This is a genomic window from Deltaproteobacteria bacterium (assembly GCA_013151235.1).
Classification (GTDB): domain Bacteria; phylum CG2-30-53-67; class CG2-30-53-67; order CG2-30-53-67; family CG2-30-53-67; genus JAADIO01.
This window is the reverse complement of record JAADIO010000005.1, coordinates 88,576-112,221: the sequence shown is the minus strand read 5'-3', so window position 1 is coordinate 112,221 and position 23,646 is coordinate 88,576. Positions and strand designations below refer to the sequence as shown.

The 23,646-nt window shown below is 54.2% G+C and carries 27 protein-coding genes; 18 read left to right on the top strand and 9 right to left on the bottom strand.

Annotation, left to right across the window (positions count from 1 at the left end; genetic code table 11):
• Positions 1–3: 3 nt before the first annotated feature.
• The 3 genes from GXP58_01390 to GXP58_01380 form a co-directional block, all read right to left on the bottom strand.
• The gene (locus GXP58_01390) at positions 4–390 is read right to left on the bottom strand and encodes a DoxX family protein (protein NOY52258.1); all 387 of its coding nucleotides are present in this window, start codon (positions 388–390) and stop codon (positions 4–6) included.
• Positions 391–532: 142 nt separating this feature from the next.
• The gene (locus GXP58_01385; GenBank protein NOY52257.1) at positions 533–934 is read right to left on the bottom strand and encodes a hypothetical protein; all 402 of its coding nucleotides are present in this window, start codon (positions 932–934) and stop codon (positions 533–535) included.
• Between the two features lie 104 nt (positions 935–1,038).
• On the bottom strand, positions 1,039–1,635 hold the full coding sequence (locus tag GXP58_01380; GenBank protein ID NOY52256.1) for a formylmethanofuran dehydrogenase: 597 nt from the start codon (positions 1,633–1,635) through the stop codon (positions 1,039–1,041).
• Between the two features lie 257 nt (positions 1,636–1,892).
• On the opposite strand from GXP58_01380, the gene GXP58_01375 reads away from it, so the two are divergent.
• A complete protein-coding gene (locus tag GXP58_01375) occupies positions 1,893–2,732 on the top strand; it encodes an ATP-binding cassette domain-containing protein (protein ID NOY52255.1) in 840 nt (279 codons plus the stop codon).
• A 213-nt stretch (positions 2,733–2,945) separates the two neighbouring features.
• On the top strand, positions 2,946–3,692 hold the full coding sequence (locus GXP58_01370) for an ABC transporter permease (protein NOY52254.1): 747 nt from the start codon (positions 2,946–2,948) through the stop codon (positions 3,690–3,692).
• A 205-nt stretch (positions 3,693–3,897) separates the two neighbouring features.
• Here GXP58_01370 and GXP58_01365 read toward each other — a convergent pair whose 3' ends face one another.
• Positions 3,898–4,551 (bottom strand): hypothetical protein, encoded by a 654-nt coding sequence (locus GXP58_01365; GenBank protein NOY52253.1) that lies wholly within the window; start codon positions 4,549–4,551, stop codon positions 3,898–3,900.
• A gap of 402 nt (positions 4,552–4,953) precedes the next feature.
• On the opposite strand from GXP58_01365, the gene GXP58_01360 reads away from it, so the two are divergent.
• Positions 4,954–5,160, top strand: a complete 207-nt coding sequence (locus tag GXP58_01360) for a hypothetical protein (protein NOY52252.1) — start codon at positions 4,954–4,956, stop codon at positions 5,158–5,160.
• Between the two features lie 22 nt (positions 5,161–5,182).
• Here GXP58_01360 and GXP58_01355 read toward each other — a convergent pair whose 3' ends face one another.
• Entirely contained in the window at positions 5,183–5,473 is a 291-nt protein-coding gene (locus GXP58_01355; protein ID NOY52251.1) for a PilZ domain-containing protein, read from the bottom strand.
• A gap of 39 nt (positions 5,474–5,512) precedes the next feature.
• A complete protein-coding gene (locus GXP58_01350; protein ID NOY52250.1) occupies positions 5,513–5,725 on the bottom strand; it encodes a hypothetical protein in 213 nt (70 codons plus the stop codon).
• A 198-nt stretch (positions 5,726–5,923) separates the two neighbouring features.
• On the opposite strand from GXP58_01350, the gene GXP58_01345 reads away from it, so the two are divergent.
• Complete coding sequence (locus GXP58_01345; GenBank protein ID NOY52249.1) at positions 5,924–6,142, top strand: hypothetical protein; 219 nt, start codon at positions 5,924–5,926, stop codon at positions 6,140–6,142.
• Positions 6,143–6,175: 33 nt separating this feature from the next.
• Here GXP58_01345 and GXP58_01340 read toward each other — a convergent pair whose 3' ends face one another.
• On the bottom strand, positions 6,176–7,384 hold the full coding sequence (locus GXP58_01340; GenBank protein NOY52248.1) for a rhomboid family intramembrane serine protease: 1,209 nt from the start codon (positions 7,382–7,384) through the stop codon (positions 6,176–6,178).
• Between the two features lie 184 nt (positions 7,385–7,568).
• Between GXP58_01340 and GXP58_01335 the strand changes: the two genes are divergently transcribed.
• Positions 7,569–8,057, top strand: a complete 489-nt coding sequence (locus tag GXP58_01335) for a hypothetical protein (GenBank protein NOY52247.1) — start codon at positions 7,569–7,571, stop codon at positions 8,055–8,057.
• Positions 8,058–8,075: 18 nt separating this feature from the next.
• Positions 8,076–8,762: a metal-dependent hydrolase gene (locus tag GXP58_01330; protein NOY52246.1), complete on the top strand. Its 687-nt coding sequence runs from the start codon at positions 8,076–8,078 to the stop codon at positions 8,760–8,762.
• Positions 8,763–9,373: 611 nt separating this feature from the next.
• On the opposite strand, the gene GXP58_01325 is transcribed toward GXP58_01330, so the two are convergent.
• A complete protein-coding gene (locus GXP58_01325) occupies positions 9,374–10,384 on the bottom strand; it encodes a sigma-54-dependent Fis family transcriptional regulator (GenBank protein ID NOY52245.1) in 1,011 nt (336 codons plus the stop codon).
• Between the two features lie 34 nt (positions 10,385–10,418).
• Positions 10,419–11,774 (bottom strand): sigma-54-dependent Fis family transcriptional regulator, encoded by a 1,356-nt coding sequence (locus GXP58_01320; protein NOY52244.1) that lies wholly within the window; start codon positions 11,772–11,774, stop codon positions 10,419–10,421.
• A 309-nt stretch (positions 11,775–12,083) separates the two neighbouring features.
• Between GXP58_01320 and GXP58_01315 the strand changes: the two genes are divergently transcribed.
• From GXP58_01315 to GXP58_01260, 12 genes are all read left to right on the top strand, one after another.
• Positions 12,084–12,893, top strand: a complete 810-nt coding sequence (locus tag GXP58_01315) for a tetratricopeptide repeat protein (protein NOY52243.1) — start codon at positions 12,084–12,086, stop codon at positions 12,891–12,893.
• Positions 12,875–13,231, top strand: coding sequence for a roadblock/LC7 domain-containing protein (locus GXP58_01310; protein ID NOY52242.1), 357 nt, complete (start codon positions 12,875–12,877; stop codon positions 13,229–13,231). Before GXP58_01315 ends, GXP58_01310 begins: the two co-directional genes overlap by 19 nt.
• A 169-nt stretch (positions 13,232–13,400) precedes the next feature.
• Positions 13,401–13,853 (top strand): type II 3-dehydroquinate dehydratase, encoded by a 453-nt coding sequence (gene aroQ / locus GXP58_01305; GenBank protein ID NOY52241.1) that lies wholly within the window; start codon positions 13,401–13,403, stop codon positions 13,851–13,853.
• On the top strand, positions 13,850–14,923 hold the full coding sequence (locus tag GXP58_01300) for an aminopeptidase P family protein (GenBank protein NOY52240.1): 1,074 nt from the start codon (positions 13,850–13,852) through the stop codon (positions 14,921–14,923). Before aroQ ends, GXP58_01300 begins: the two co-directional genes overlap by 4 nt.
• 171 nt (positions 14,924–15,094) lie before the next feature.
• A complete protein-coding gene (gene efp / locus GXP58_01295) occupies positions 15,095–15,664 on the top strand; it encodes an elongation factor P (GenBank protein ID NOY52239.1) in 570 nt (189 codons plus the stop codon).
• A complete protein-coding gene (gene accB / locus GXP58_01290; GenBank protein ID NOY52238.1) occupies positions 15,661–16,140 on the top strand; it encodes an acetyl-CoA carboxylase biotin carboxyl carrier protein in 480 nt (159 codons plus the stop codon). The genes efp and accB overlap by 4 nt, the downstream gene beginning before the upstream one ends.
• A gap of 2 nt (positions 16,141–16,142) precedes the next feature.
• Positions 16,143–17,480, top strand: a complete 1,338-nt coding sequence (accC, locus tag GXP58_01285; GenBank protein ID NOY52237.1) for an acetyl-CoA carboxylase biotin carboxylase subunit — start codon at positions 16,143–16,145, stop codon at positions 17,478–17,480.
• Positions 17,480–18,142, top strand: a complete 663-nt coding sequence (gene thiE / locus GXP58_01280) for a thiamine phosphate synthase (protein ID NOY52236.1) — start codon at positions 17,480–17,482, stop codon at positions 18,140–18,142. Before accC ends, thiE begins: the two co-directional genes overlap by 1 nt.
• A 10-nt stretch (positions 18,143–18,152) precedes the next feature.
• On the top strand, positions 18,153–19,589 hold the full coding sequence (locus GXP58_01275; GenBank protein NOY52235.1) for a sensor domain-containing diguanylate cyclase: 1,437 nt from the start codon (positions 18,153–18,155) through the stop codon (positions 19,587–19,589).
• Positions 19,590–19,652: 63 nt separating this feature from the next.
• Positions 19,653–21,386, top strand: coding sequence for an HD domain-containing protein (locus GXP58_01270; GenBank protein ID NOY52234.1), 1,734 nt, complete (start codon positions 19,653–19,655; stop codon positions 21,384–21,386).
• Positions 21,387–21,526: 140 nt separating this feature from the next.
• On the top strand, positions 21,527–22,816 hold the full coding sequence (locus GXP58_01265) for a hypothetical protein (protein NOY52233.1): 1,290 nt from the start codon (positions 21,527–21,529) through the stop codon (positions 22,814–22,816).
• Positions 22,817–22,826: 10 nt separating this feature from the next.
• The gene (locus GXP58_01260) at positions 22,827–23,642 is read left to right on the top strand and encodes a tetratricopeptide repeat protein (GenBank protein NOY52232.1); all 816 of its coding nucleotides are present in this window, start codon (positions 22,827–22,829) and stop codon (positions 23,640–23,642) included.
• The last annotated feature ends 4 nt before the right edge of the window (positions 23,643–23,646 follow it).

Below are 23,646 nucleotides of genomic sequence, written 5' to 3'. Positions count from 1 at the left end.
GAGTCATTTCTTCAGAACATATTTCCCCGGTCCGATCAACAACAGGGCCAGAAAAACAATTCCATCTTCCAGTGCATGGGAGTAGACGGCAAAGGGATCCCCTTTTCGGATATGCATCTGCAGGGCCACGGCCATGGTCATGGCCAGGAAGAGGCAGGCCGTCCGGAAGTAGAGACCCAGAATGAGAAGCATTCCCCCCACGGTTTCGGAAAGGGCAGCTAAGAAGCCCCAGAGAACGGGATAGAGAGTGATCCCCATTGATCCCATGGCGCTGCCCAGTTCGGCCCACTTCTCCGGCCCTCCGGTGATTTTCGGGATGCCGTGAAAGAGAAAGGCGATCCCCAAACCGAGACGCAAAAACAACACTCCCCCGTCCCTGTAACGATGCATGAGGTCCGCCTTTCAGAATTTACCGGAGTATCCAGTCCTGTCCTCTGCATCCATCGGTGTGCCACCACAGCATTTGCGGGCAGGATTCTGAGAGCCCTTCCGCTACGGATGCAGCTCTTTCCCCTGTCGTCCGGGAGAGGAGTTATTTCCGTCCGGCCTCGACGGTCTTTTCCGCCTCTTTTGCTTCCCCTTCCTTCGTTTTGATGGGCGTGACGGCCTGGATTCTGGATTCAAAATCCTCACGAATTTTGTCCATTTCCATCCGGCATTGCAGCATGTCACCGTGGACCCGGTCAGCCTCCTTGAGAATCTCCTGGATGATGGCGTCCTGGAGGAGATCGCCTTCCCGCCGTTCCTCCCGGAAATTGTAGATGCGGTTTCCGAGCCGTCTTAAGATCCCGTCCAACTCTTTTTGCAGAGATTTCACCTGCATGCTGATTCGGGTGAGCTTGGCCTTCTCTTCCGCCCGCAAGGTAATCTTGGACGTTCTTTTCCGGATCCCTTGATAGGCCTCATCCAGACTTTGCTTGATGCGTTCCAACATGGGACACCTCCTTGCAATCTCGGTCGGGGTTCAAGGTTATGTTGCCCTGTATGGAACTATAACGCACTTTCCGATTTTTTCAACTCATCCCGCAGGGGAAGGCTCTATTTCTTCTTTTCCGCCTCAGCGCAGGGGATGCAGAGATGCATTCCCCCTTTTTCCATGATCCGGGGTTCCATGGTTTTCTCTCCGCACTTGTCGCATCGAAGAGTCGGATAGATTTGTGCCCGGGGCGGGAGTGGGAGCGTGACGGCCTGTACCGTCAGGACGTCCGCTTCATCGGCCGACAGAATGGCCTCTACTTTTCGGGTTTTTATGTCCCGGACTGTTTCGTCCGTTTCGGGGTTTTTTTCTTCACGGCGGGATTGTTCCCATACCTTTTTCTCTTCCGGAGACTCCTGCCGCTCGAAATGAACGGAAACCCGGAACCCTTCCCCGGTGGCCCGGCTGAAGAAGGTATAGACCTGTTTGCCGTAGTCGTTAAAGATCAGGTTCCCTTTGCCAAAGGTACAGCCCGTCATCACCTGTATAGCATCTACAGCACAGGAATTGTTCTCCACCACGGCGACGATCTCTTCGTCCACGGCCCGCTTCCCCAAGTGTGCAAGGGCTGCAGCGGCGGTTCGATACCCGTACGCAAGACCGGGACAGATATGGCCGTGAAATTCTATTACTTTCTGCAAGGTTTCATTGTATTTCATCTGTTTCCTTTCTTTGGAACTCTTTTGCCGCGAATCTTACAAATAATGCACGAACCGGAATATTACATGATTGGTGTCTATTCGTGTTCTTCGTGGCCGGAAGTTTACCGATACCGCCTTCATTCTTCCCTCTCTTGTGTCCTCAATATAGCATATCCCCCTGTTCGGGGCAATTGCAGTCGTTTTTCTTGACACCTTTTCCGCCGGTTGTTATCATCTCATGACTTTTCTGCCATTCACCAACCCTGAATTGTTCAATGATCCGGACTGAGAATCTCACGAAATGTTTTGGACGTCTGACTGCCGTAGACCGGCTGAACCTCTCCGTTCCGAAAGGGGAAATCTTCGGTCTTCTCGGGCCGAACGGAGCCGGGAAAACGACAACGATTCGAATGTTGACGACCCTTGCGAAGATTACCGAAGGCCGGGCCGTGATCGATGGCCTTGACGTCGCACAAGAGCCGATCGGGGTGAAGCGGTTGATCGGAGTGGCCCCGCAGGGGTTGAACCTGGAGATTGAATTGACGGCGGAAGAGAATCTTGAATACCACGGGAGACTTCATCAAATGCCACGCCGTGAACGGCGGCGGCGGATCTCCGAGTTGTTGAATTTTTCCGATCTGGAGGCAAAAGCGAAAGTACAGGTCGATCACTTCTCCGGCGGGATGAAGCGGCGCCTCCTGATTGCACGGGCCTTGATGCATGATCCCCGTGTTCTCTTTCTGGATGAGCCGACGGTTGGACTCGATCCGCAGATCCGGCGGAAGATCTGGGGGCTCATCGAGGAGCTGAAGAGCCGGGGGATCACCGTCCTTCTCACCACGCACTACATTGAAGAGGCCGAAGCCCTCTGTGAACGGGTCGGGATCCTGCGGAAAGGAAAGATGATCGCCCTCGATTCTCCGGGCCGGCTGAAGGAGAAGGTCGGGGCCTATGTCGTGGAATGCAACAATAAAAACGGCTGCGAAATCCATTTCTGCCGGACCCGGGAGGAGGCCGTCGCCTATGCCGGTCGGTTGCGGATCGATGTCACGATCCGCCATACCAATCTGGAAGATGTTTTTTTAAACCTTACGGGGGAAAAGATTCTTGACTAAATGTGATGAAGTCGTAAAAAGTCGTTTTCCGGATTTCGTTCATGGTTCGACAAGCTCACCACGAACGGAATATCAATCACTTACACCGTTCGTCCTGGGCTTGTCGAAGGGCTTCGTGACTTTTTACGACACCATCAAATGTTGCGCTGTATTTTTCTGGAGGAGCAATCCGTCGGGATCATTTTTGGAGTTCTCTGCGGGCAGGAGGATGGGATGATCCGCGTGCCCGGATTCTATACGATCTTCTGGCGGGAGATGCTCTCCATCCGGAAAAAATTCATAAAATTTTTCGCCGGAAGTCTGGTCATGCCGGCGCTCTATCTGGTGACCTTCGGGTGGGGACTGGGGCGGGGAATGCATGTCCAGGGCCTCGATTACCTCATCTTTGTCCTTCCGGGAATCATTGCACTTTCCGCGATGAACAACAGCTTCTCCGGTGTGGCCATCACGCTCAATATCAGCAAACTTTACTACCGGACCATCGAGGAGATCCTTGTCTCTCCGGTAGGTCCTTGGTCGATTGCCTTCGGTCGTGCGCTGGCGGGATGTTTCAAGGGGCTTTTTTCCGCAGGGTTGCTCATCGGCATCAGTCTCTATCTTCATGTAAAGATTGTCTACACGCCCACCTTTTTCCTGATCCTGTTTTTGACCTGTTTTGTCTTCGCGTCCCTCGGGGTCCTGGCGGCCATGCTGGCCCGCTCCCACGAGGATATGACCAACTTTACCAATTTCGTGATCCTTCCCATGGCCTTTCTTTCGGGGACCTTTTTCCCTCCCGACCGCTTGCCCGAACCCTTTTCCAGCCTCGTCATGATCTATCCCCTGACCCATGCGGCGCTTTCCCTTCGAAGCATTGTCGCCGGAAACGGAGTCCCCCGGATCTCTCTTCTCATATTACTCCTCTATGCAGGGATTCTTTTCTTCCTGGGGGGCAAGGCGGTGAAACGTCTGGAATTATAGGTATGTGATGGCGCACCGGATAGGTACGGATGGGGCAGCCTAAGTGGTCCTGTTCGTAAATACGGTGGCATTTGAGTGCCGCAGAGCGGCCTCCTCTGCGTTGCGCTCCCTGCGCCGTACCACAAGGGGTACGCCTCAATCGCGCGCCTTGATGAGACCGCCCTGCAACCCTCTCGGTGCGTCACAGTATTTACGAACAGGACCACTAAGAATCGAGTTCCCGGAGATCGTCGTGCAGGTTTCCGGACTCCTGCAGGCTCATGACCGGTTCCTGGATATGATATTTTCTCAGGAAAGAGACGATCACTTTCATACATTCCGTCGCATTGTCTTCGATCATCTCCTCGATGTGGTGGATATCTCCGAAGCTGCGCGTCAGAAAACGATCGAGAAGACGATCTTCCCCCATAATCATCATCTTGGAAAATGGGCCGATGCGTCGTGACAGCACGTGATGAAGGGGGATCCCGATTTTCCTGTACATCTTCAGAAGGGTCCGGCCGTCCTGCGGGTCGATCCATCGGTTCTCCATAAATCCGGCGATCTCCTCTTCAAAGGGGAGTCTTGGATGACCGGTCTTGAGGGGGGGCAATGCGTCCTTGCTGTGGTTTCCGTCCCGGTCCTTCTCTTTCTCATAGAGGATGACCATGTCGTGAACAAACATGTCGAGGAGGGAGAGGGAGATACTCAATGCCCCCAAGAGGATGCCCGTTTCCAGACAGCGGTGAATCCCGGAAATCATGTATCCGGCTGATTCTCCTTTCATCCGTTCACGGAGCTGATGGAACTCTTCCGCCAGTTTTCGGATCTCCTCAACTTTTTTCAGCTCGAACTGTTTTTCCAGCGGGCGCAACGGCATCGGAAACTCCGTAAAATGAACCTTGTCTATTGCTTTTTTATCACATATCGGGATGAATTCCAAGGACTATTGTACGATGGGGGGGATATATTCTATTCGGAATACATTCCTTGCCGGAATCATATATATTGTGTTTATCTCCACTTACGTTTCGGGTTCATTCAGGAGGCAAGAGAGATCGGGTATGAATTTCTCGAGGTCTTCACCAATGCGGCATTAGCCGGGAAAGATCAGATTCGGTGCTTTCAGGAAAACCGTGTTCACCTTGCCGTGTTGGTTGATTCCGACTGGGCGGAGATCTACGATTCCATCACCAGGGTTCCGGGGAGTTTTCGGGTCACGGAATCATCTCTTGAAAAGTTGAATCGCACAGGAGTTTCATTCCGTATTGCGGGGGTTCTCATGTGCAGAAACCAAAACAGCCTGGACGGAATGGAGAAGTGGATGCGGAAAATGGCGCCTGTAACTCCTTGGCATCTGTTTCAGACGACTGCGGTGCTTCGAACCTGCTGGAAAGGCAAGATTGCGATCACCGTGCAGGGAGAGGTTCTTCCCTGTATTTTTGCGAGGGATCGGAGTTGTGGAAACCTGGAAGTACACTCCTTTTAGCCATTTGCGCGATTCAGGGTTTTTAAAGGTATTTGATTCCCATCCGGTAGAGCGGGTCTTGTGGGGTTGGCTGGATGCACCAGACGACGATGCCGACGTCCTTTAGAGACTTCCGGTTTTCCGCTGGGGCATCGGGGAAGTGCAGTTCGAGCCGAGTGCCGACGTGGAGCTTTTCCGCTGATTCGCAACGGACACCGCCGATGCTGAGATCGACTATCGTGGCATCCTTTGGCCGGAAGTTGCCTTCCGCATCAAGTGGAAGATATTGCATTCTGAAACAGGACTTTCTTCGTGTGCCTTGCCGTTTTTCCATTCCACCCTCCCCTCGTTGAGTAAATTCCGAATCCGCTCTTTACGGACACCGCCGTTTGCGAGTGTCGACTTTCAGGAGCCAACCTTTTTCCTCTTCCTCCAGAACGGTTTCATAACCGATCAGTGTGGCCAGGATTCTGATTCGTTCCGCGGACTTCTTCCGGTCTACGCGGACCCCAATCTCATCCTCCAATATGCACCCCTCCTTCGTCAGAAGGGACTCGAGCTTCCCATAGGGAATGGAATCGTCCATTCCTCTTCCGTCGATAATCATGATTTTTGACCTTCCACAAATCTCCCCCCCTCAGCTGATCACGGATCAACGACTCAACTATAGCATGCTTTTTGAAAGTCCGCTATTGTTCCGACCGCTTCAGGGGTTTGGCGAATTGCTTGACATGAAGTGAGGTTTTGCTATCGTTAAGGAAGGAATCGAGGGAACAAAGCCGTCATGACGGATGTAAAACGAAAAAGACAACGACGGAGAAGGGGCAAGCAGGAATATACATGTGTCGCCTGCCGGCGGACTTTTGCCTTCTGCTGGAACTGCGCGTGCGGTTTTGCCATGTGTCCTGACTGTATGCGGGAGAACCTCTGGGGGATGAGCTGCAACCAGATCACTTGGACCTGTCCGGATTGCGGGGCGATCCGGAATTTCGGCAACCAGTAAAAATAAGGCTCCTGCAATTTTTCCGCAGGAGCCTTATTCCTTTTTGATTCGTGTCTTCTGCATGGTCTCGATGGTCTGCAAGTAACGCCGTGCCTCAGCTTCGATGGCCGGGGAGGTCGTGACGTCGAGAACCATCAGGAAATACTGGTAAGATGCCGTCATTTGTCCCTCTGCTTGGTAGAGAGCAATCCCGGCGCCGAGGCAGGCCTGATCCAGGTCCGGGCCGTTCTGGAAGTCCGAGATATACTGTCGGAACACGGAGAGGGCTGCCGGATAGTTCCCTTCACGCAAGAGGTAACGGCCGATCTCCAGACGATCGGCAGGATCGATCTCTTTGTGCTGGACACGGTTCCGAATTGACAGGTAAAGGGAAGCCGCACCTTTCCGGTCATTCTGCAGGAGGGCTGTATGGATCCGTTCTTCCGGTGAGAGTTCTTCTTCACCACCGGGGTCCGGGCGCTCCGCTGCCGGGGCACGCCCGGACCGCCGTTTCGAACGGCGCAGAATGTCCGGGAATCGGTCCAGTGTATAGGCGATTCCGAGACCGGCCAGGAAACCGCCGATGTGGGCGCCGTGTGCGACCCCGCTGCCCCCGCCGGAGGCAAAAAGAAAGGGGAGGAGGTTGTCAATGATGAGAAAAAAGCCCAGTACCCACCGGGCGGGGAGGAGGATGATATCCATGAAAAAGGGAAAGAGGAGGGCGAAGACGCGGACCTTATTTCTCGGGAACCAGAGGAAGTAGAGACCCAGCACCCCCGAGATGGCGCCGGAGGCCCCGATCATGGGGGTTGTCGATCTGAGTTGAAACAGCATGAAGAAGAGGGTAGCGGCCATCCCGGTGGCGAGGTAAACAAAGAGATAATTGAGGGACCCGAGGCGATGTTCCACGTTATCGCCGTAGATCCAGAGAAAGAGCATGTTTCCGGCCAAGTGGAAAAATCCGGCATGGAGAAACATGGAACCGAAGAGATCCATCACCGAGGGATCTGCCGGTTTGAAACCATGGGTGAAGATGAAAAGATCATAGGAGGAGATGTGGCGGAGCAGTTCCGACACCGGGAGATTCCAGTATTGGGGAATGGCACGGACGTATTCCAGCAGGACCGGGTCGGTCGGGTTCGGGCGGGCCGCTGAAAGGGGAAGGGTCACCAGAAGGTAGACGGCGATATTGATACCGATGAGGAGATAATTGACGTAGGGGGTTCCCCTGGGGTTGGGGGTGTCTCCGACGGGAAGCAACATCTAAACTCCTCTCTTCATTAAATGATTCCCCGGTCGTTACAAGTTTTCCGGTCCAGGAGCGTTCTTGACCCCGTGAAACCGTTGTTGACAGCATAGGCATTTCCCGAATTAATGGCAACCCAAAAGCTGACTTGATCTTATTGCTGAAAAAGGTATAATGGCGATTATGCGGCGGGAGGAATGAATGAAAAACAGAAAATGGGTTTTCCGGTTGAATGAAGAAGGACTTTTTTCCGAGGTAGATGCCGACACTTATGAACGGTTTCTGTCTGAAGAAGATTCGAAGGCCTTCCCGGAGTTGGGAGGACGGATCATCCGGATTGCGATTGTCCATCTGCATTTTCGGAAAGCCAGGCCGGAGAAGGTGCGTGCCATCGAATTCCGACGTTGTCAGTTGACACCGCAGGGATCTCTCGATCCGAAATTTCGGGAGAAGCGAAAACAATTGACGGCTGAACTGGCGTCCGTCCGTCCTCTGCCGGGTGAGGAGAAGGAAAACGTCATTGATGCGGCGAAGCGGTTCAAGGAACGGCGTTTCCAGAACGAGTTCACCTGGTCACCCACGGTTTCCATGGTTCAGAAACTTTCGGGATTGATTGAAAATCGATCGGAGGGAAAACTGAGATCTCGGGATGCCCTTCACCAGATTCTGACTCTGACGGCAACGGCGTAATCCGAAAGGTGGACGATGATTCAATTGACCTATCTTTCCCATTCCTGTTTCCTCATTGAAGGGGGCGGCTCCCGACTGATTGTCGATCCCTTTCTGCGGGACAATCCGAATGCGCCGATCGCTCCGGAGGCGGTTAAGGTCGATTTTGTCCTGGTCACCCACGGGCACCCCGATCACTTGGGGGATGCCGTGGAGATTGCCGCCCGGAACCGGGCGACGATCATCGCCCCCTTTGAATTGGGGCTCTTCTGTGAACGGCAGGGTGCGGAGCAGGTCCATACGATGCATATCGGCGGGAGTTTCAATTTCCCCTTCGGGTTGGTGAAACTGACGTCCGCTCTTCACGGGTCGGGCTTTCCGGATTCCAAAGGGATGATCTACACCGGGAATCCCTGCGGGTTCCTGATCGAAATGGAGGGAAAGACGATTTATCATGCCGGGGATACCGGGCTTTCGATGGAGATGAAACTCCTGGGAGAGCTGAACCGGATCGATGTGGCTCTGCTGCCGATCGGCGGAAATTATACGATGGGAGAGGAGGATGCCCTCCATGCCGCCCGCTTTCTGAAAGCGGGGCTGGTGATTCCCATGCATTACGGGACCTTTCCGGTCCTGACGGAGAATTCCGACCTGTTTCGGAGGGAGGCCGAGTCCGTGGGAATCACGGTCCGCTCCCTGACATTCGGAGAAACCATGGAGGTCTGAATCATGTTATTGCTCTATATCATTCTTGCTGTCGGTCTTCTCTACGGCGGTGTTTATTTCATCCTTGCCCGGAGCATGCAACAGAATTTCTCCGGTTGAGGTTTTCGCCATTCGCCGGAGGTCCTCCGGCTTCTGGAAAAGAAACTGACCGATCGGGGCAAGGTTGTTCCGCAATGGGTGCTTGACGGGCAGCAGCGTCCGGGTTGCTCTGCAAAGATCCGTGAGATGGGAATCGTCTCCGCATCGAGTGAGGAGGATGCAATCGCCCGTATTCTGGAACGAAATCATAGAGCGGTTTGAAGCACCGGACTGCTGTTTAGCTACCCAGTGTGGACTGGAAGGAAGTTGAGATGTAGGGAAGCGAAAGAAGGTTCCTGACTATTTCGGGGGCCTTCTTTGATGAAGTCGTAAAAAGTCGTTTTCCGAATTCCGTTCATGGTTCGACAGGCTCACCACGAACGGTCCATTAAACTTTCCGAAACACACGAACGGAATATCAACAACTTACATCGTTCGCCCTGAGCACGGCTCTCCTGAGTATGTCGAAGGGCCGGTCCTGAGCCAGCCGAAGGGCTTCGTGACTTTTTACGACACCATCTTCTTGATCCCCATCAGAAGATTTTCCTTTTTTTCAGGGTCTTTCGAAGACGGCGCCGTTTCTTGAATCGTTCGGAGTTGATCTTTTCTCTTTTGATCTTTTCCACCAGGGTGGTTCGTTTGACATGAAGAATCTCGGCGGCGTTGCTGATGATCCCGTCAGCTTGGTCGAGGGCCTGGAGGATCAGGTTCCGTTCAAATTTTTTAACGGCATTCTTCAGGTCGATCCCTTTTTGGGGGAAGAGAATTTCGTTGGCGATATCATATCCCTTGGCATTAATAATATGTTCCGGGAGGTCCTCCGGTGTGATTTCTCCTCCTTCCGGGACGATGTTGGCTGCAAACTCGATGGCATTGGCAAACTCCTGAATGTTGCCGATCCATTCATAGGAGCGGAGGGTTGGATAAAGGTCGTCGGAGATTTTGGGAGGGGCTTTGCCGAGACCGGCACAGGCCTGGTTGAGAAAATACTCAGCCAGGATCGGAAAGTCCTTGATCCGTTTTCGTAACGGAGGAAGATAGATCTGGATGACGTTCAATTGATAATAGAGATCTTCCCGGAATTTTTTCTTCCGGATCAGTTTTTCCAGATCTTTCTCAGTGGAGGTGATCAGGCGTGCCTGGTGAATCATTCGGGTGATACTGCTGCTGTTGCGGAAGGGGTCTTTTTTGATCCTGTTCAACAGTTGAATCTGCAGGGAAAGGGGAATCGCATCGATTTCCTGCAGGTAGAGGGTGCCTCCTTCTGCCCGTTGAAAAACATTCCTGAATTCCTCATCTTCACAAAAAAGTTCCTGCTGTAGGGTTTCCTCGTTACATCCGGCACAGTTCAGTGTCACCAGAGGTTTGTTGGATCGGCTGCTGTTGTGGTGAATGATCTTGCTGATCAGCCCCTTCCCCGTCCCGTTTTCTCCCTGGAGCAACACGGGTGTTTCCGTTTTGGACGCCTGGGTGACGAGCCGTCGGGCCAGTTTGATTCCCCGTGTTTCTCCGATAATATCGGATATCTGGAATTGTTCTTTCATCACCGTTTTATCCTTTCCAAATCATGACGGACTTTCAAACCCGGATCACATCCTTCAGGCGCTTCGTCTTTTCCACAAGGGTCGTCCGCTTGAGTTTCAGCATTTCAGCCGCCAGGGTAATCACCCCGTTGGTGCGCTTGAGTGCGTGATTGATCAACTTGGTTTCGAATTTCTCCACCTCTTCCTTAAGATGAATCCCTGCATTGGGGATCTTCGGGATGGCAAGGATCTCTTCTTCCCGAACCTCGTTGAGCCTGACCGGGAAGACGTCGATCGTGATCTCATCCCCCTCCGTCAGGATCACGGCCCGCTCCATGACATTATGTAATTCCGTAATATTCCCCTGCCAGTTGTATTTCATTAGAAAATCGAGGGCTTCGGAAGAGAATGAATGAATATTCTTCCCGTGCTCTTCATTCAGGGTATGAATGAAATGATTGACCAGAAGGGGAATATCCTCCAGTCGTTCCCGCAAGGGAGGGATATGGATCGGGATGACCGTTAATCGATAATAGAGGTCTTCCCGAAATCGCCCCGTTTCCGTTTCCCGTCCGAGATCTTCCGTGGTGGCGGTGACGAACCGGATGTCCAGAGGAACCACCTTGTTTTTCCAGGGGATTCTCAGTTCCTTGTCTTTGATGCATTTCAGCAGTTTGACCTGGATGCTGAGAGGAAGATTTTCAATCTCGTCCATGAAGAGAGTGCCCCGGTTGGCCTGCTCCATCGCCCCTTTTACGCGGGGAGAACCGAAGATCTGTTCGTCTAATTGTTCCGCCTCGAAAGCGCCGCAGTTGAGGGTCACGAAACGGCGGTCTTTCCGGGGGCTGTTGAAGTGAAGGGTCTTGGCCAGCAGCTCTTTCCCCGTTCCCTCTTCTCCGGTAATCATGACGGAACTCATTCCGCCCACGACCTTTTTCAGGACCCGAATGATTTCCTGGATTTCGTGGCTGCTGCCGATAATGTTCCGGAACTCGTAATGTTCTTTCAACTGTTTTTTGAGCTGTGCATTTTCTTCACGGAGTCCCTTTTGCTCGAGGGTCTTCCGGATGATGATTTTGACTTCTTCCACGTTAAAGGGTTTGGAGATATAATCGATTGCTCCGACCTTCATGGCATTGATGGCCGACTCGACCGTGGCATAGCCTGTGATAATGATCACCTCGATGTCGGGATATTTTGACTTGATCTCCGTCAAGAGTTCCAATCCGTTCAGGTAGGGCATTTTCAGGTCGGTGAGGACGAGGTCCGGAAGAGTGGATTCAATTTTTTCGAGAGCCTCCTTTCCGTCCCCGGCGGTGATGGTTTCGTATCCCTCCCGTTGCAGGATCGTTGCCAGCGATTCCTTTTCGATATGGTCGTCGTCGGCCACTAATATTTTTCGGGTTTCCATCGATTCCTCTCCATGGGCTCTTTAATGATGTTTTTCACGAAACAATATTATGACAAATTAGCACCCTGTGTGATGAAAATCAAGGAAAAATTTAACCTTGACTTTTGGCCGTTTTTTGTTAAAATTTAATTACTTAGGTCGAAATATTCAAGCAGTAATCCGGCTTTTTTGTTGAAAAAATACAAAAAATGCGACGAAAGCGACTAATAACCTGTCGGATGTTTCTTTCCCTCCGGGAAGAACAGGGTTTTTCTTTCGTCTGTCGGAGAAGATCTTGTTCGGAGATGGATTCTTCCGGGAGTCGGCGAGATGGAAAAGTATGAAGGACAGGAAGGCTCGGATCTTTTCCAGGAGATCCAGGATAAGGTCGATCGGGAAATATTCCGGGAGACGGATGCCGACACGACGTCTGCACCGGATTCATCCATGGGGGAAGCTTCCATGACCCTTCCGGATGCCGACGAATTTGAAGTGGTGGTCGATGTCATTGATCCGGATGCGATGGAGACCGAAGTGGAGGATGCCTTCCTGGAGGAGGTGGACTACCTTCCGCCGGAAGGTGAACCGTTGGAGGTTGACTCTCTGACGTCCCCTCCCGCCGGGGAGCCGGCCGAGACGGAATCGCTTCGGCGGGAGGGGGCTCCGGTTGAACCGGAGGAGGCCTTCGTCCAGGAAGATGAACTCTTCCTGGGGGAATTGATCGGACGGGAGATGGGCGGTCCGACCGGGGACGAAGGGACGGGCGACCGGTCGAACACCCCCGAGGTTGCGGTTTCTTCTTCGACGGAAGAGGCCGGTGGAGAAAAAGGGGACGAAGAGGTTCTGAATACGAGGACGCTGGCGGGTCTCTATGCCGATCAGGGGCATTACGCTCAGGCGATCGAGATCTATGACCGGCTCGTCCGGGACCATCCCGAAGATATGGAGATTCGAACGGAGCTGGAAGGATTGCGGGAGAAAGAACGAACCGCCGGAGCGACACTTCCGGCTGAGGCGGCCGGGATCGAGGAGTGGGAGGAATTGTCCGGAGAATCCGGGACGGAGACGACCCGGCGTCTGGAAAACTGGCTGGCCCGGATCCAGGCCGAGAAGGAGAGGCGATGTTTAAGGAATTCCTGAGTGATCTGGTGCAATCCGTCGATGGGGCTGTGGGATCGATCCTTATGGGGATGGATGGAATCCCGATTGATGAATTTTGTGTGCGTCCCGAGGAAGACCTGCAATTGATCGGGATCGAGGTTTCCTCGATTCTGAAAGAGCTGAACCGTGCCGCGCAATCGATGGAAACCGGTACTCTCGGCGAGTTTCTGATGGTCAATGAAAACAAGACGACTCTTGTGCGCAAGATCAATGAAGAATATTTTCTTGTCCTGGTGTTGAATGGAAACGGGAACCTTGGTAAGGGGCGCTTCCGGATGCGCGTCATGGTCCCCCGAATCTCCAGAGAATTCGAATAGTGCCGGGTGGGCGGGCAGGAGTTCGTACCCGAGGGAAAGGCGGGCCCTCCCCATCAACACTTCTTAGATTACAATTTTCCAACAATTCTTATCCTGCAAATATCATATTTCGATTGTGGTGCCGATTGGAACCGGACCACATCCTGCGGTTTCGAAAGGAGAGTCGGCTATGAAGATTCTTGTCATCCACGGTCCCAATCTGAATCTTTTAGGGACGCGGGAACCTGAGATCTACGGTCGGCTGACCCTGGGCCGGATCAATCAGGAAATCGCCGCAACGGCAAAAACCCTTCAGGTCGAGGTGGAATGCCGTCAGACCCATGAAGAGGGAAAGATTCTCGACTGGATTCATGAAGCGTGCGGTGTCTTCGCTGCCCTGGTGATCAACCCGGCGGCCTTTACCCACACCAGTGTTGCTATCCGGGACGCCATCGCAGCGACGGGGATTCCCACTGTTGAGGTGCATCTGTCGAATATCCATGCACGGGAATCGTTTCGGCGAAACTCCTTCATCGCTCCGGTGGCCGCCGGGCAGATCAGCGGTTTCGGGATGGAGAGTTATCTGCTGGGCCTCCGGGCAGCCGTATCTCTCGCCGCTGCCGGATCGGAACCTTCCTCATGAAGTCCACCGGTACGATCCTCCATTCACAGATGAAACAGCACCGGGTCGATGCTTTTCTGGTGACCCGGATGGAAAATGTTCGGTATCTTTCCGGGTTTACCGGTTCGACAGCGGTACTCCTGGTGACGAGACGGGGGGGCGTTGTTCTGACCGATTCCCGTTATGCCGTGCAATCCGAGAAGGAAGTGGACGGTTTTTCCGTGCAGATCCTGCGGCGGGGTGAAGAAATGGTGGAAGGGATTGCCCGCCTGATCCGGACCCGGCGTTATCGTCGCGTCGGGTTTGAGAGCGGGGATCTTCGGGTGGATGCTTTTCATGCACTGAAAAAATCCCTGCGGTTCTGTTCTTGGGTCCCGATTCGTCCGGGTGTGGAAGCCCTACGGATGATCAAAACGGTGCAGGAACTGGACGCATTGCAGACGGCCGTCCGTCGTGCGGAGCAGGCCTTTAAGCGAGTGAAAAAGATGATCCGTCCCGGCAGCGGAGAAAATGAAATTGCGCTGGCCCTCGAACATGCCATGCGGAAGCAGGGTGCCGCAAAGGTTGCCTTTGATACCATTGTTGCTTCCGGCGTCCGTTCCGCCATGCCGCACGGGATTGCTTCTTTCAGGAAGATTGCCGCAGGAGATCTGGTCATCGTCGATTTCGGAGCGGAATGTAACGGCTATTTTTCGGACATGACCCGTACCTTCTATGTGGGGCGGAGACTCACCGGAAAAAAACGGGAGATTTTTGATGTTGTGCGGGCTGCACAGCAGTCGGCTATTGATATCATCCGTCCCGGCATTTCTTTCCGAGAGATTGATCAAGCCGCCCGGAATCGGATTGCGAAGGCGGGATACGGCCCCTTCTTCGGCCATGGCACGGGCCACGGCATCGGGTTGGAGGTGCATGAATTGCCGGGGGTGACCCCGAAGAATGAACAGATTGTTCAGGAGGGGATGGTTTTTACCATTGAGCCGGGGATTTATCTTCCCGGGTTGGGGGGGGTCCGCATCGAGGATATGGTTCTGGCCACGGGTGATGGATGCCGTCTTCTGACAGGGCTTCCCCGAGGGTGGGAGATCTGATGTCCGCGGAAAAATCCGTCTACAAGTTCATCCGCTTGGGGGGAGGGGGAAAGTATTGGAATTTCCTTGCGTTCCATTATAAAATAAATATAATTCGATAATTTCAAGTCTTCGATCATTTGAGAGCTCTTTTGGCGGGAATGGATTGATATTTTTTGCAGGAGGAACCGGGTGTATTCTACAGCGGATTTTCGAAACGGTTTAAAGATTGAGATGAATGGGGAGCCTTTTATCATGGTCGAGTTTCAGCACGTAAAACCGGGTAAGGGGGGGGCTTTTGTCCGGACAAAGCTGAAAAGCCTCCGTTCCGGAGCGGTGCTCGACAAGACCTTCCGTTCAGGAGAGAAGGTGGACAAACCGGATCTGGACGAACGGGAGATGGAGTACCTCTACGTCTCGGAAGGACAGTATTGTTTTATGGATTCCGAAAATTATGAGCAGACCTTTCTCTCCCGGGAGATGCTGGGTGATTCCGAAGGGTATCTCCAGGAAAATGTGAAGGTAAAGGTTCTCTTTCACAATGGGACGCCGATCGGTATGGAATTGCCGAACTTCGTGATTCTGAAGGTTGCCGAGACCGAACCGGGGTTCAAGGGGGATACGGCCTCGGGCGGATCCAAACCGGCCACCCTGGAGACGGGGATTGTGGTCAAGGTTCCCTTCTACATGAACGAGGGAGAGCGGGTCAAAATCGACACGAGAACAGGTGAGTTTATTGAACGGGTCAAGGGGGATCAATGAACCTGAAGGAAATCAAGGAGCTGATCGAGATGATCCAGGGAACGGACATCTCGGAGATTGAAGTGGAGCGGGAGGGATTCCGGACCCGTATCCGGAGGGGGGCGTCCACATCCGTTCGTCCCGAAGGGCCGGCCTTTGCCGTTGAGAAAGTCGAGTCTGCCGTTGCAGGGGAACCGGTCCGAATGTCTCAGGAGTCTTCCGCCGAGCCAGGTATGCCGGAAATGGCTCCCGGACAGGTCCTGGTGACCTCTCCCATGGTGGGGACCTTCTATCGTGCACCGTCTCAGGGGGCCCCGCCCTTCGTCGAGGTCGGAACGGAGGTGGAGCCGGGCCGGCCGCTCTGCATTATCGAGGCGATGAAATTGATGAATGAGATCGAGGCGGAGCGGAAGGGCAGGATCGTGCAGATACTGAAAGAAGACAAGGACCCGGTCGAGTTCGGTGAACCGCTCTTTGTCCTGGAATCGGTGGTGTAAAGGTGTTCAAGAAAATTCTGATTGCCAACCGCGGAGAGATTGCCCTGCGGATTATCCGGGCCTGCCGGGAACTCGGTATTGAAACCGTGGCGATCCACTCCGATGCGGATGTCCGGTCGCTTCATGTACAGTATGCCGACGAGACGATCTGTGTCGGACCGGCGCCGAGCGCCCAAAGCTATCTGAATGTCCCCAGTATTCTGAGTGCTTGTGAGATCAGTGATGCCGAGGCGATTCACCCCGGCTACGGCTTTCTGGCCGAGAGCCAGGAGTTTGCCGATATCTGTCTCTCCTCGGGGATCAAGTTCATCGGGCCGACCCCGGAGAATATCCGGTTGATGGGCAACAAGGCGGCGGCAAGGAAAACGATGGAGATGGCGGGTGTGCCCGTGATTCCCGGAAGCAACGGGGTGGTGGATTCCGAAGAGGAGGCCCGCAGGGTGGCCCGTGAGATCGGGTTTCCGGTGATTGTCAAGGCCTCATCGGGAGGCGGTGGGAAGGGGATGCGCGTCGTCTATTCGGAAGCCTCGCTACCTCATCTCTATGCCATGGCTCGTTCCGAAGCGGCTGCGGCCTTTAACGATGCTGCGGTTTACATGGAGCGTTACATTGAGACCCCCAAACATATCGAGGTTCAGCTCCTGGCCGACGAGCATGGTCATGTCGTACACCTTGGGGAACGGGACTGTTCCATTCAGCGCAGGCATCAGAAACTGATCGAGGAGTCGCCGGCCGCTTCTCTTGATGCCGGGACACGGACCAAACTGGGTGAGACCGCGGTGAATGCCGCCCGGGCCGTGGGATATACCAGCGCCGGGACGGTGGAATTCATTCTGGATTCCGAGGGCCGGTTCTATTTTATGGAGATGAATACCCGTATTCAGGTGGAGCATCCCGTAACGGAAATGGTCAGCGGCATCGATCTGATCAAAGAGCAGATCCGGATTGCCGCCGGAGAACCGCTCCCCATGGTGCAGGAGGAAATTCATTCCATCGGGCACAGCATTGAGTGCCGGATCAATGCCGAGGATCCTGCAACTTTTACCCCCTCTCCCGGACGAATCGGGACCTTTATCCCGCCGGGCGGTCCCAATGTCCGGGTGGATACGGCGGCCTATTCCGGGTACCAGGTGACCCCCTATTATGATTCGCTGGTGGCCAAACTGATCGTTCGCGGCCGGGACCGGGTGGAGGCGATTGCCGTCATGGAGCGGGCCTTGGAGGAGTTTGTCATCGAAGGGATCAAGACCACCATTCCCTTTCATCGGAAGGTGTTGCGTACGCCGGAATTCCTTTCCGGTAATATCTATACCACCTTTCTGGAGAAGGTAGAGCTTTAATGGCGTTGCGCACTTCCCCGGAAGAACGGGACCTTGGGCTCTGTGTGATTGTCGGTGGAGAAAAGAATCCTGCCGGGGTCGTCCGGGCCGCCCTCAAGGGCGGTGCCCGGTTCATCCAGTACCGGGGCAAGGGAAAAACCTCGGCGGTACAGCTCCGGGAAGCACGGGAACTGCGTGCGATCACCCGGAAACATGGTGCGACGCTCGTGATCAATGACCGGCCCGATATTGCGTTGCTTTCCGGAGCCGACGGGGTCCACCTCGGGACAGCGGACCTTCCACTGCCGGCGGTACGTCGTATGTTGGGTGCCGGAATCCTGATCGGTGCGACGGCCCATACGTCCGAGGAGGGGAAGGCGGCCGAGGCGGACGGGGCGGACTATCTCGGGTTTGGTGCGGTCTTTCCAAGTGCCACCAAGGCGGGTGTCGCAGTGGTCGGGCTTGATCGGCTGGAATCATTTGTCCGGGGCAGCAGCCTGCCGGTCCTGGGGATCGGCGGGATTTCGGAAAATAATGTGGCGGACGTCTGCCGCCGCGGCGCGGCGGGTGTGGCCGTACTTTCCGCCGTGACGGCGGCGGCGGATCCTGCAGCGGCAAGCCGGAACCTTGTTCGGCGTATGGAAGAGGCCGTTTCTTCGGGACCGCAGGCTTCCGGATCTTGAGTGAGAGTTCATGGACGCGGTAACACGAATCTATCTATATGGTCTGGTATCGGAGGTTCAGGAGGCGTTCCGTTCTCAGATCCTCGGCACTTCCTTTGAGCCGGTCTGTTGTACGCCGGGCGAGACCCTGCCGGAACCGGATCCGATTCTGATCCTGGGAAAAGAGTCGTGGAACCCGGAGCAGGTGGAAGCACTGCGTCGGGGGAACCCCGCCTGTCAGGTCCTGCTCACGTTAACGGAAAAAGATCTGGATTCCTTCCTGCCTTCGGCGACGACCCGTATTGATGATTATCTCATCCTCCCCCTCAATGCCAAACGTCTCCTCTTTGCGTTGGAAAAGGCGGTGGACCGGAAGGTGCAGGTGGAGCGCCTGCTTCACACCACCCGGGAACTCGACCAGACCACGGAGGAATTGTCCTATTTTATCAATGTCGGAAAGGCACTGACCTCCACTCTTGACACCGGAAGCATCCTCAATATCATCATGGAAAAGACGAGTGAGTTGGTCAAGGCCGAAGCGGGGTCGGTCCTTCTGCTTGATGAGGAGACGCATGAACTCTATTTTGAACTGACCGAGGGAGAAAAGAAGAATGACCTGAAGCGTTTCCGGCTTAAGGTCGGGGAAGGAATCGCCGGATGGGTTGCCCAGCATGGAGAACCGATCATCGTGGAAGATGTAGCCACGGATCCCCGTTTCTGTAACCGGATTGATGATTCCCTACATTTCCGGACCCGGTCCATTCTCTGTATTCCCCTGAAAAGCAAAGGAAAAATTCTGGGGGTACTGGAAGTGATCAACCGCATTGATGGAAAATCTTTCGGCCAGAAGGACCTTGATCTCGTTCTCACCCTTGTTGATCAGGCATCCATTGCGATTGAGAACTCCCTCCTCTATCGGAAGGCGACGGAACTGGCCATTACCGACGGAGTGACGCAGCTCTACAATTTTCGCTATCTCCACCAGGCACTTGATGTCGAGATTTCCCGGTCCAACCGGTACCGAACAGAGGTTTCCCTCATCTTCCTGGATCTCGATTACTTCAAAAAGGTCAATGACAGGTTCGGTCACCTTGTGGGGAGTCAGGCCCTGGTGGAGGTAGGGGATATCCTGCGTCGGAGTCTTCGTCCGATGGATGTGATCTGCCGGTATGGCGGGGATGAGTTTATTGTCGTCTTGCCGGAGACAGGTCCGCAATCGGCTTTCGGAACGGCGGAGCGGCTCCGGACAACCGTGGAGAGTTATACCTTCCATGCCGATACGGGCGAGGCCTTTCATCTGACGGCCAGCTTCGGGATTGCCGCCTATCCGAACCATGTGAAGGATAAAAATGAACTGATCCAGTTGGCGGACCAGTCGATGTATCGGGCCAAGGATGCCACGCGGAATGCCGTCTTCATGATCGGGAAGGAAGGCAGTTCCCTGTCACGGGAGTTTCCGGAAGGGTAATCCCCCTGCCGGTGCTTGGAAGCCGGAATGGATCGCGGGGGTCCTCCTCCGGAGGAGACAAAAGTGAAAAAGGTCCGCCCTAAGCGACGCCTGATGTTCCAGTTGATCTTGATCATGCTGCTGATCTCGTTGGCGCCTCTCGTGATTTCCGACAGCAACCTGGTGAAACTCAATGAAGAATATCTGGAAAATGATCTGTTGGGATCACATGCCACTCGTGCCCGTCAGACGGCCGAGGAGGTTTCCTCCTATCTGGACAACACGATTGAAAAACTGGAGATTGTTGCCCGCTTGCAGCCGTTGACCCGGTCCTTTTCCGAACAGCAGAACTATCAGCTTCTGGTTTTCTTTCTCGAGCAATACAAAGACCTGATCAGTATTTCTCTTCTCGATGAGAAGGGAGCTACGCAGGCCGAGGTGATCCGTCCGGGACTCGGCAGTGTGCGCCGGAAAGAGCGTGCAGCGCTCCGGAAATCGGTGATTTCCGAGGCGATGGAGGGGAAAGTCTATGTGTCGGATCCCTTGGGCATACCGGAGAAAAATGCTTCTCTTTTGATGATTGGGCTTCCGATCATTGAAGGAAATCACGTGGGGGGGGTCCTGCTGGCGGATATGTCGCTGGAGCGGATCTGGAAGATCATCGGACGGATTACGATCCGCCGTTCCGGCGAGGCCTATCTCGTGGATCGGCAGGGGCGGCTCATCGCGCATAAGGATCGTCAGCGTGCCGTTCGTCAGGAAAGCATGAAAGGTGAGGAGATTGTCGGGAAATATCTGGCGCTGGGGAATACCGGAGGGGCGCTGCCCTTTGTCGACAAGGGGGGGCGGGAAATGCTCGGCGCCTATGCCCCCCTCAGCCTGGAAGGGTGGGGGGTGGTGGTCCAGGAGCCTCGTAAGGATGCCTACAGTGTCGTGGCGGAGATGAAAGAGCAGATCATCTTCTGGGGGGTGGTGACCTCGATTCTGGTCTCAATCATCGGTCTCTTCTTTGCCCGCAGAATCAGTGTTCCCATCATGGATTTTACCCGGAGTGCCTTGCGGATCGCCCAGGGAAATTTCAAGGAGAAAATCAAAATCAGATCCAATAACGAGATCGGTCAGTTGGCGGAAACCTTCAATTTCATGGCGAACCAACTGGATCTTTACGATCAGAATATGCGGGACCTCTTCATGAGCGCCATTGCCTCCCTGGCGGCCGCTATTGATGAACGGGATCCTTATACCCGGGGACACTCGGAACGGGTGACGGAGTACAGCATGGCGATTGCCGATGAGATGGGGCTCGACCCGAAGGTCAAAGAAGAGGTCCAGTTGGCGGCTCTGCTCCATGATATCGGCAAGATCGGTATTGACGACAGTGTCTTGCGGAAACCGGCAAAGCTGACGGACGAGGAGTTCCGGCAGATCCAGGAACATCCGGAGAAGGGAGCGAATATCATGGCGCCCATCAAACAGTTGAAAAAGATCATTCCCGCCATGCGCCACCATCATGAACGTTATGACGGTGCCGGCTATCCCGACGGCCTGAGCGGATATGATATACCTTTGGCGGCCCGGATCATTTCCGTAGCCGATACCTTCGATGCCATGACCTCCGACCGGCCCTATCAGGCGGCCCAGTCCGAGTTGTCGGTCGTAGAAAATTTAAAATCCTGGGCCGGAAGTCGCTACGACCCCGTCGTTTGCGAGGCCTTTGCCCGGGCCTACAGTAAGGGCCGGATCAAGGGATGGAAATGCCGGACGATGGAGGACCGGGTTCCCGCCGAAGTCCTGAAGCTGGAGACACCTTCAGCCTGATGAGCCCTGTATGGCATTTATTGTGAGGCAGTGAGGGGTCCCGGTTCCTTTCAGTGCGTATGGTCGGTCATTTACGTTCATCCGTACGAAGACAGCTCTGTATATTGATAAATAAAGCCATTGAAGAAACAGGAATGCTGATGCAGAAAGAAAGACGAAAATTGTTCGACTGGCGATTGATCCGGATTCCGCGCGCCTGGGTCCGCTTCCTGCTGGTCCTCTTCATTGTAGTATCCCTTTTGTCCGGGTTGGTCATTGCCGTTAAGCTGAAGGCGGACGAGGTCCCCTTCCTGGCGCGTGTGGGCGGGATTCTCGGGATTTATCATTCCGCTTTGGAGGTTTCCGACGATTCGCAGGGAAGTGTGATTGAATCCAGATCGGCAAAACTGATTTTCGTCAAAGGGAATGTTACCGTCAAGTCCAAGCAGGAACTCCGTTTCCGCCGGGCGAAAAGGGGGCGGATCCTCCACGAAGGAGACAGTATCCGCACCTACTCGGGCGGTTATGCCGAGGTCACCTTTGATGACGGCAACCGGCTGATGATCAAGCCGGACTCTTATGTGGTGATACGGGCCATGAAGCAGAATCGATTCACGAAGATTAAGAAGTCTTCCATTAATCTCCAGCAGAGTGACGTGGAAGCTACGATCCGACGACCGAAGGTGGCCGGTTCGGAATTTGTAATCGTTACCCCGACAGCTCATGCAACTATCTCGGAAGCCAAGGTGGCCATCCGGGTGACCAAAGAGAAAGAGAGCCGGATGAAAGTCTTCAAAGGAACCGTTGCCCTGCAGGTAGGGACGGACAAGGTGGAGATTACGGAGAATCAATCGGTCACTATCAGCCATGACAGCCGGGTGGAAGAGATCAAGGACCTTCCGCCACCGCCTGTGCTGGACCATCCGGAAAACCTGGCGGAGTTCTTTTTCAAGAGCTTGAATGGTATGAAAACCGTTTTGAAATGGCGTCCGGTGCCCAAAAATGTAAAGTATCGGCTTCAGGTGGCCCTGGATCCGTTTTTTACTGATTTTGTGATTGTCAGGACCGGATTGTCCGAACCGGGTGTCGTCATTCAGGGATTAAAGAGTGGGATCTATTACTGGCGGGTGAATACGATTACCTCCGAAGGAAGGGAAGGGGACTTCTCGGATTACCGGGTTTTCAAGGTGACCATCGACAAGACTCCTCCCTTCATCCGGTTGGACGACATCATCCTCCTGAAGGTTGCGGGAACGTTGAAGGCACAGGTCAGTGGAGAAACGGAGGCGAAGGCGCTGGTCACGATTAACGGAACCGGAGTTCATCCCGATAAGATGGGGCGTTTCAAATATATGCTCTCCGGAATACAGCCGGACGCTGTCGTTCGGATCGTGGCCGAGGATTCAGTGGGGAACCGCAAAGTCCTGAAGAAGAGAATTGAGGTTCGGTAGGATGATGTGGATGTCGGGAAAAAAAGTCTGTTTGGCCCTGTTTCTTCTCCTGGGCGTTCTTTTGGGCGGATGTGCCTTCGGGGTATCCGATGCATCAGAGCCGGCACGGCTCTTTGCAGAGGCCAACCGGTTCTATGCCGATGGGAACTACAAGGCGGCGGGGGAAGGACTCCTCCGATTATCGAAGAAGTTTTCCCGAAATCCCAGGGTCTTCAATAATTTAGGCAATGTCTATCTGAAGGAAGGCGACCCGGATGCCGCCCAAAGTGCCTATGAGAAAGCGCTGGAGCTCAACCCGGGCTATGTCATTGCCAGAGTGAATCTGGCTGTGTTATTATTAAGGAGCAGGAAGACGAAAGAGGCCTATGCGGAGTTCCTGGAGATCTTGAAGGCCTACCGGGATGATGCGGACATTCGGAACGGGCTGGGGGTCTGCGAACTCAGGCAGGGACGAATCAAGGAAGGGGTGAATCATTTCCGTAAGGCGATCGATATTCAGGGAGACTTTCCCCTCTTTTACAACAACCTTGCCTTCGCCTATGCGGAATCGAATGAATATCTGAATGAGTCGCTGAAGATGGCGAAGGAGGCGCTGAAGGCGGAGCCGGGGAATCCTGTCTTTCTCGATACCCTGGGATGGATCTATTTCAAACGGGGTGTTTTCGACCGCTCCATTCAACTGTTGCAGAATGCGCTTGGCCGGGCGCCGGCACAGGAGGAGATCCGGTCCCATCTGGTCTCCGTTTACCGCTGGCTGGGTCGGGAAAAAGAAGCCGTTGCCTTGATCCGGGAGGGGGGCCGGGAACGTGCGATGCAAACCCATTAAGGAC

Bases quoted from the DNA above. Each gene is read 5' to 3' on its own strand.
- GXP58_01390 (NOY52258.1), bottom strand. From the start codon at position 390: ATGCATCGTTACAGGGACGGGGGAGTGTTGTTTTTGCGTCTCGGTTTG.
- GXP58_01385 (NOY52257.1), bottom strand. From the start codon at position 934: ATGTTGGAACGCATCAAGCAAAGTCTGGATGAGGCCTATCAAGGGATC.
- GXP58_01380 (NOY52256.1), bottom strand. From the start codon at position 1,635: ATGAAATACAATGAAACCTTGCAGAAAGTAATAGAATTTCACGGCCAT.
- GXP58_01375 (NOY52255.1), top strand. From the start codon at position 1,893: ATGATCCGGACTGAGAATCTCACGAAATGTTTTGGACGTCTGACTGCC.
- GXP58_01370 (NOY52254.1), top strand. From the start codon at position 2,946: ATGATCCGCGTGCCCGGATTCTATACGATCTTCTGGCGGGAGATGCTC.
- GXP58_01365 (NOY52253.1), bottom strand. From the start codon at position 4,551: ATGCCGTTGCGCCCGCTGGAAAAACAGTTCGAGCTGAAAAAAGTTGAG.
- GXP58_01360 (NOY52252.1), top strand. From the start codon at position 4,954: ATGTGCAGAAACCAAAACAGCCTGGACGGAATGGAGAAGTGGATGCGG.
- GXP58_01355 (NOY52251.1), bottom strand. From the start codon at position 5,473: ATGGAAAAACGGCAAGGCACACGAAGAAAGTCCTGTTTCAGAATGCAA.
- GXP58_01350 (NOY52250.1), bottom strand. From the start codon at position 5,725: ATGGACGATTCCATTCCCTATGGGAAGCTCGAGTCCCTTCTGACGAAG.
- GXP58_01345 (NOY52249.1), top strand. From the start codon at position 5,924: ATGACGGATGTAAAACGAAAAAGACAACGACGGAGAAGGGGCAAGCAG.
- GXP58_01340 (NOY52248.1), bottom strand. From the start codon at position 7,384: ATGTTGCTTCCCGTCGGAGACACCCCCAACCCCAGGGGAACCCCCTAC.
- GXP58_01335 (NOY52247.1), top strand. From the start codon at position 7,569: ATGAAAAACAGAAAATGGGTTTTCCGGTTGAATGAAGAAGGACTTTTT.
- GXP58_01325 (NOY52245.1), bottom strand. From the start codon at position 10,384: ATGAAAGAACAATTCCAGATATCCGATATTATCGGAGAAACACGGGGA.
- GXP58_01320 (NOY52244.1), bottom strand. From the start codon at position 11,774: ATGGAAACCCGAAAAATATTAGTGGCCGACGACGACCATATCGAAAAG.
- GXP58_01315 (NOY52243.1), top strand. From the start codon at position 12,084: ATGGAAAAGTATGAAGGACAGGAAGGCTCGGATCTTTTCCAGGAGATC.
- GXP58_01310 (NOY52242.1), top strand. From the start codon at position 12,875: ATGTTTAAGGAATTCCTGAGTGATCTGGTGCAATCCGTCGATGGGGCT.
- aroQ (NOY52241.1), top strand. From the start codon at position 13,401: ATGAAGATTCTTGTCATCCACGGTCCCAATCTGAATCTTTTAGGGACG.
- GXP58_01300 (NOY52240.1), top strand. From the start codon at position 13,850: ATGAAGTCCACCGGTACGATCCTCCATTCACAGATGAAACAGCACCGG.
- accB (NOY52238.1), top strand. From the start codon at position 15,661: ATGAACCTGAAGGAAATCAAGGAGCTGATCGAGATGATCCAGGGAACG.
- thiE (NOY52236.1), top strand. From the start codon at position 17,480: ATGGCGTTGCGCACTTCCCCGGAAGAACGGGACCTTGGGCTCTGTGTG.
- GXP58_01275 (NOY52235.1), top strand. From the start codon at position 18,153: ATGGACGCGGTAACACGAATCTATCTATATGGTCTGGTATCGGAGGTT.
- GXP58_01265 (NOY52233.1), top strand. From the start codon at position 21,527: ATGCAGAAAGAAAGACGAAAATTGTTCGACTGGCGATTGATCCGGATT.
- GXP58_01260 (NOY52232.1), top strand. From the start codon at position 22,827: ATGTCGGGAAAAAAAGTCTGTTTGGCCCTGTTTCTTCTCCTGGGCGTT.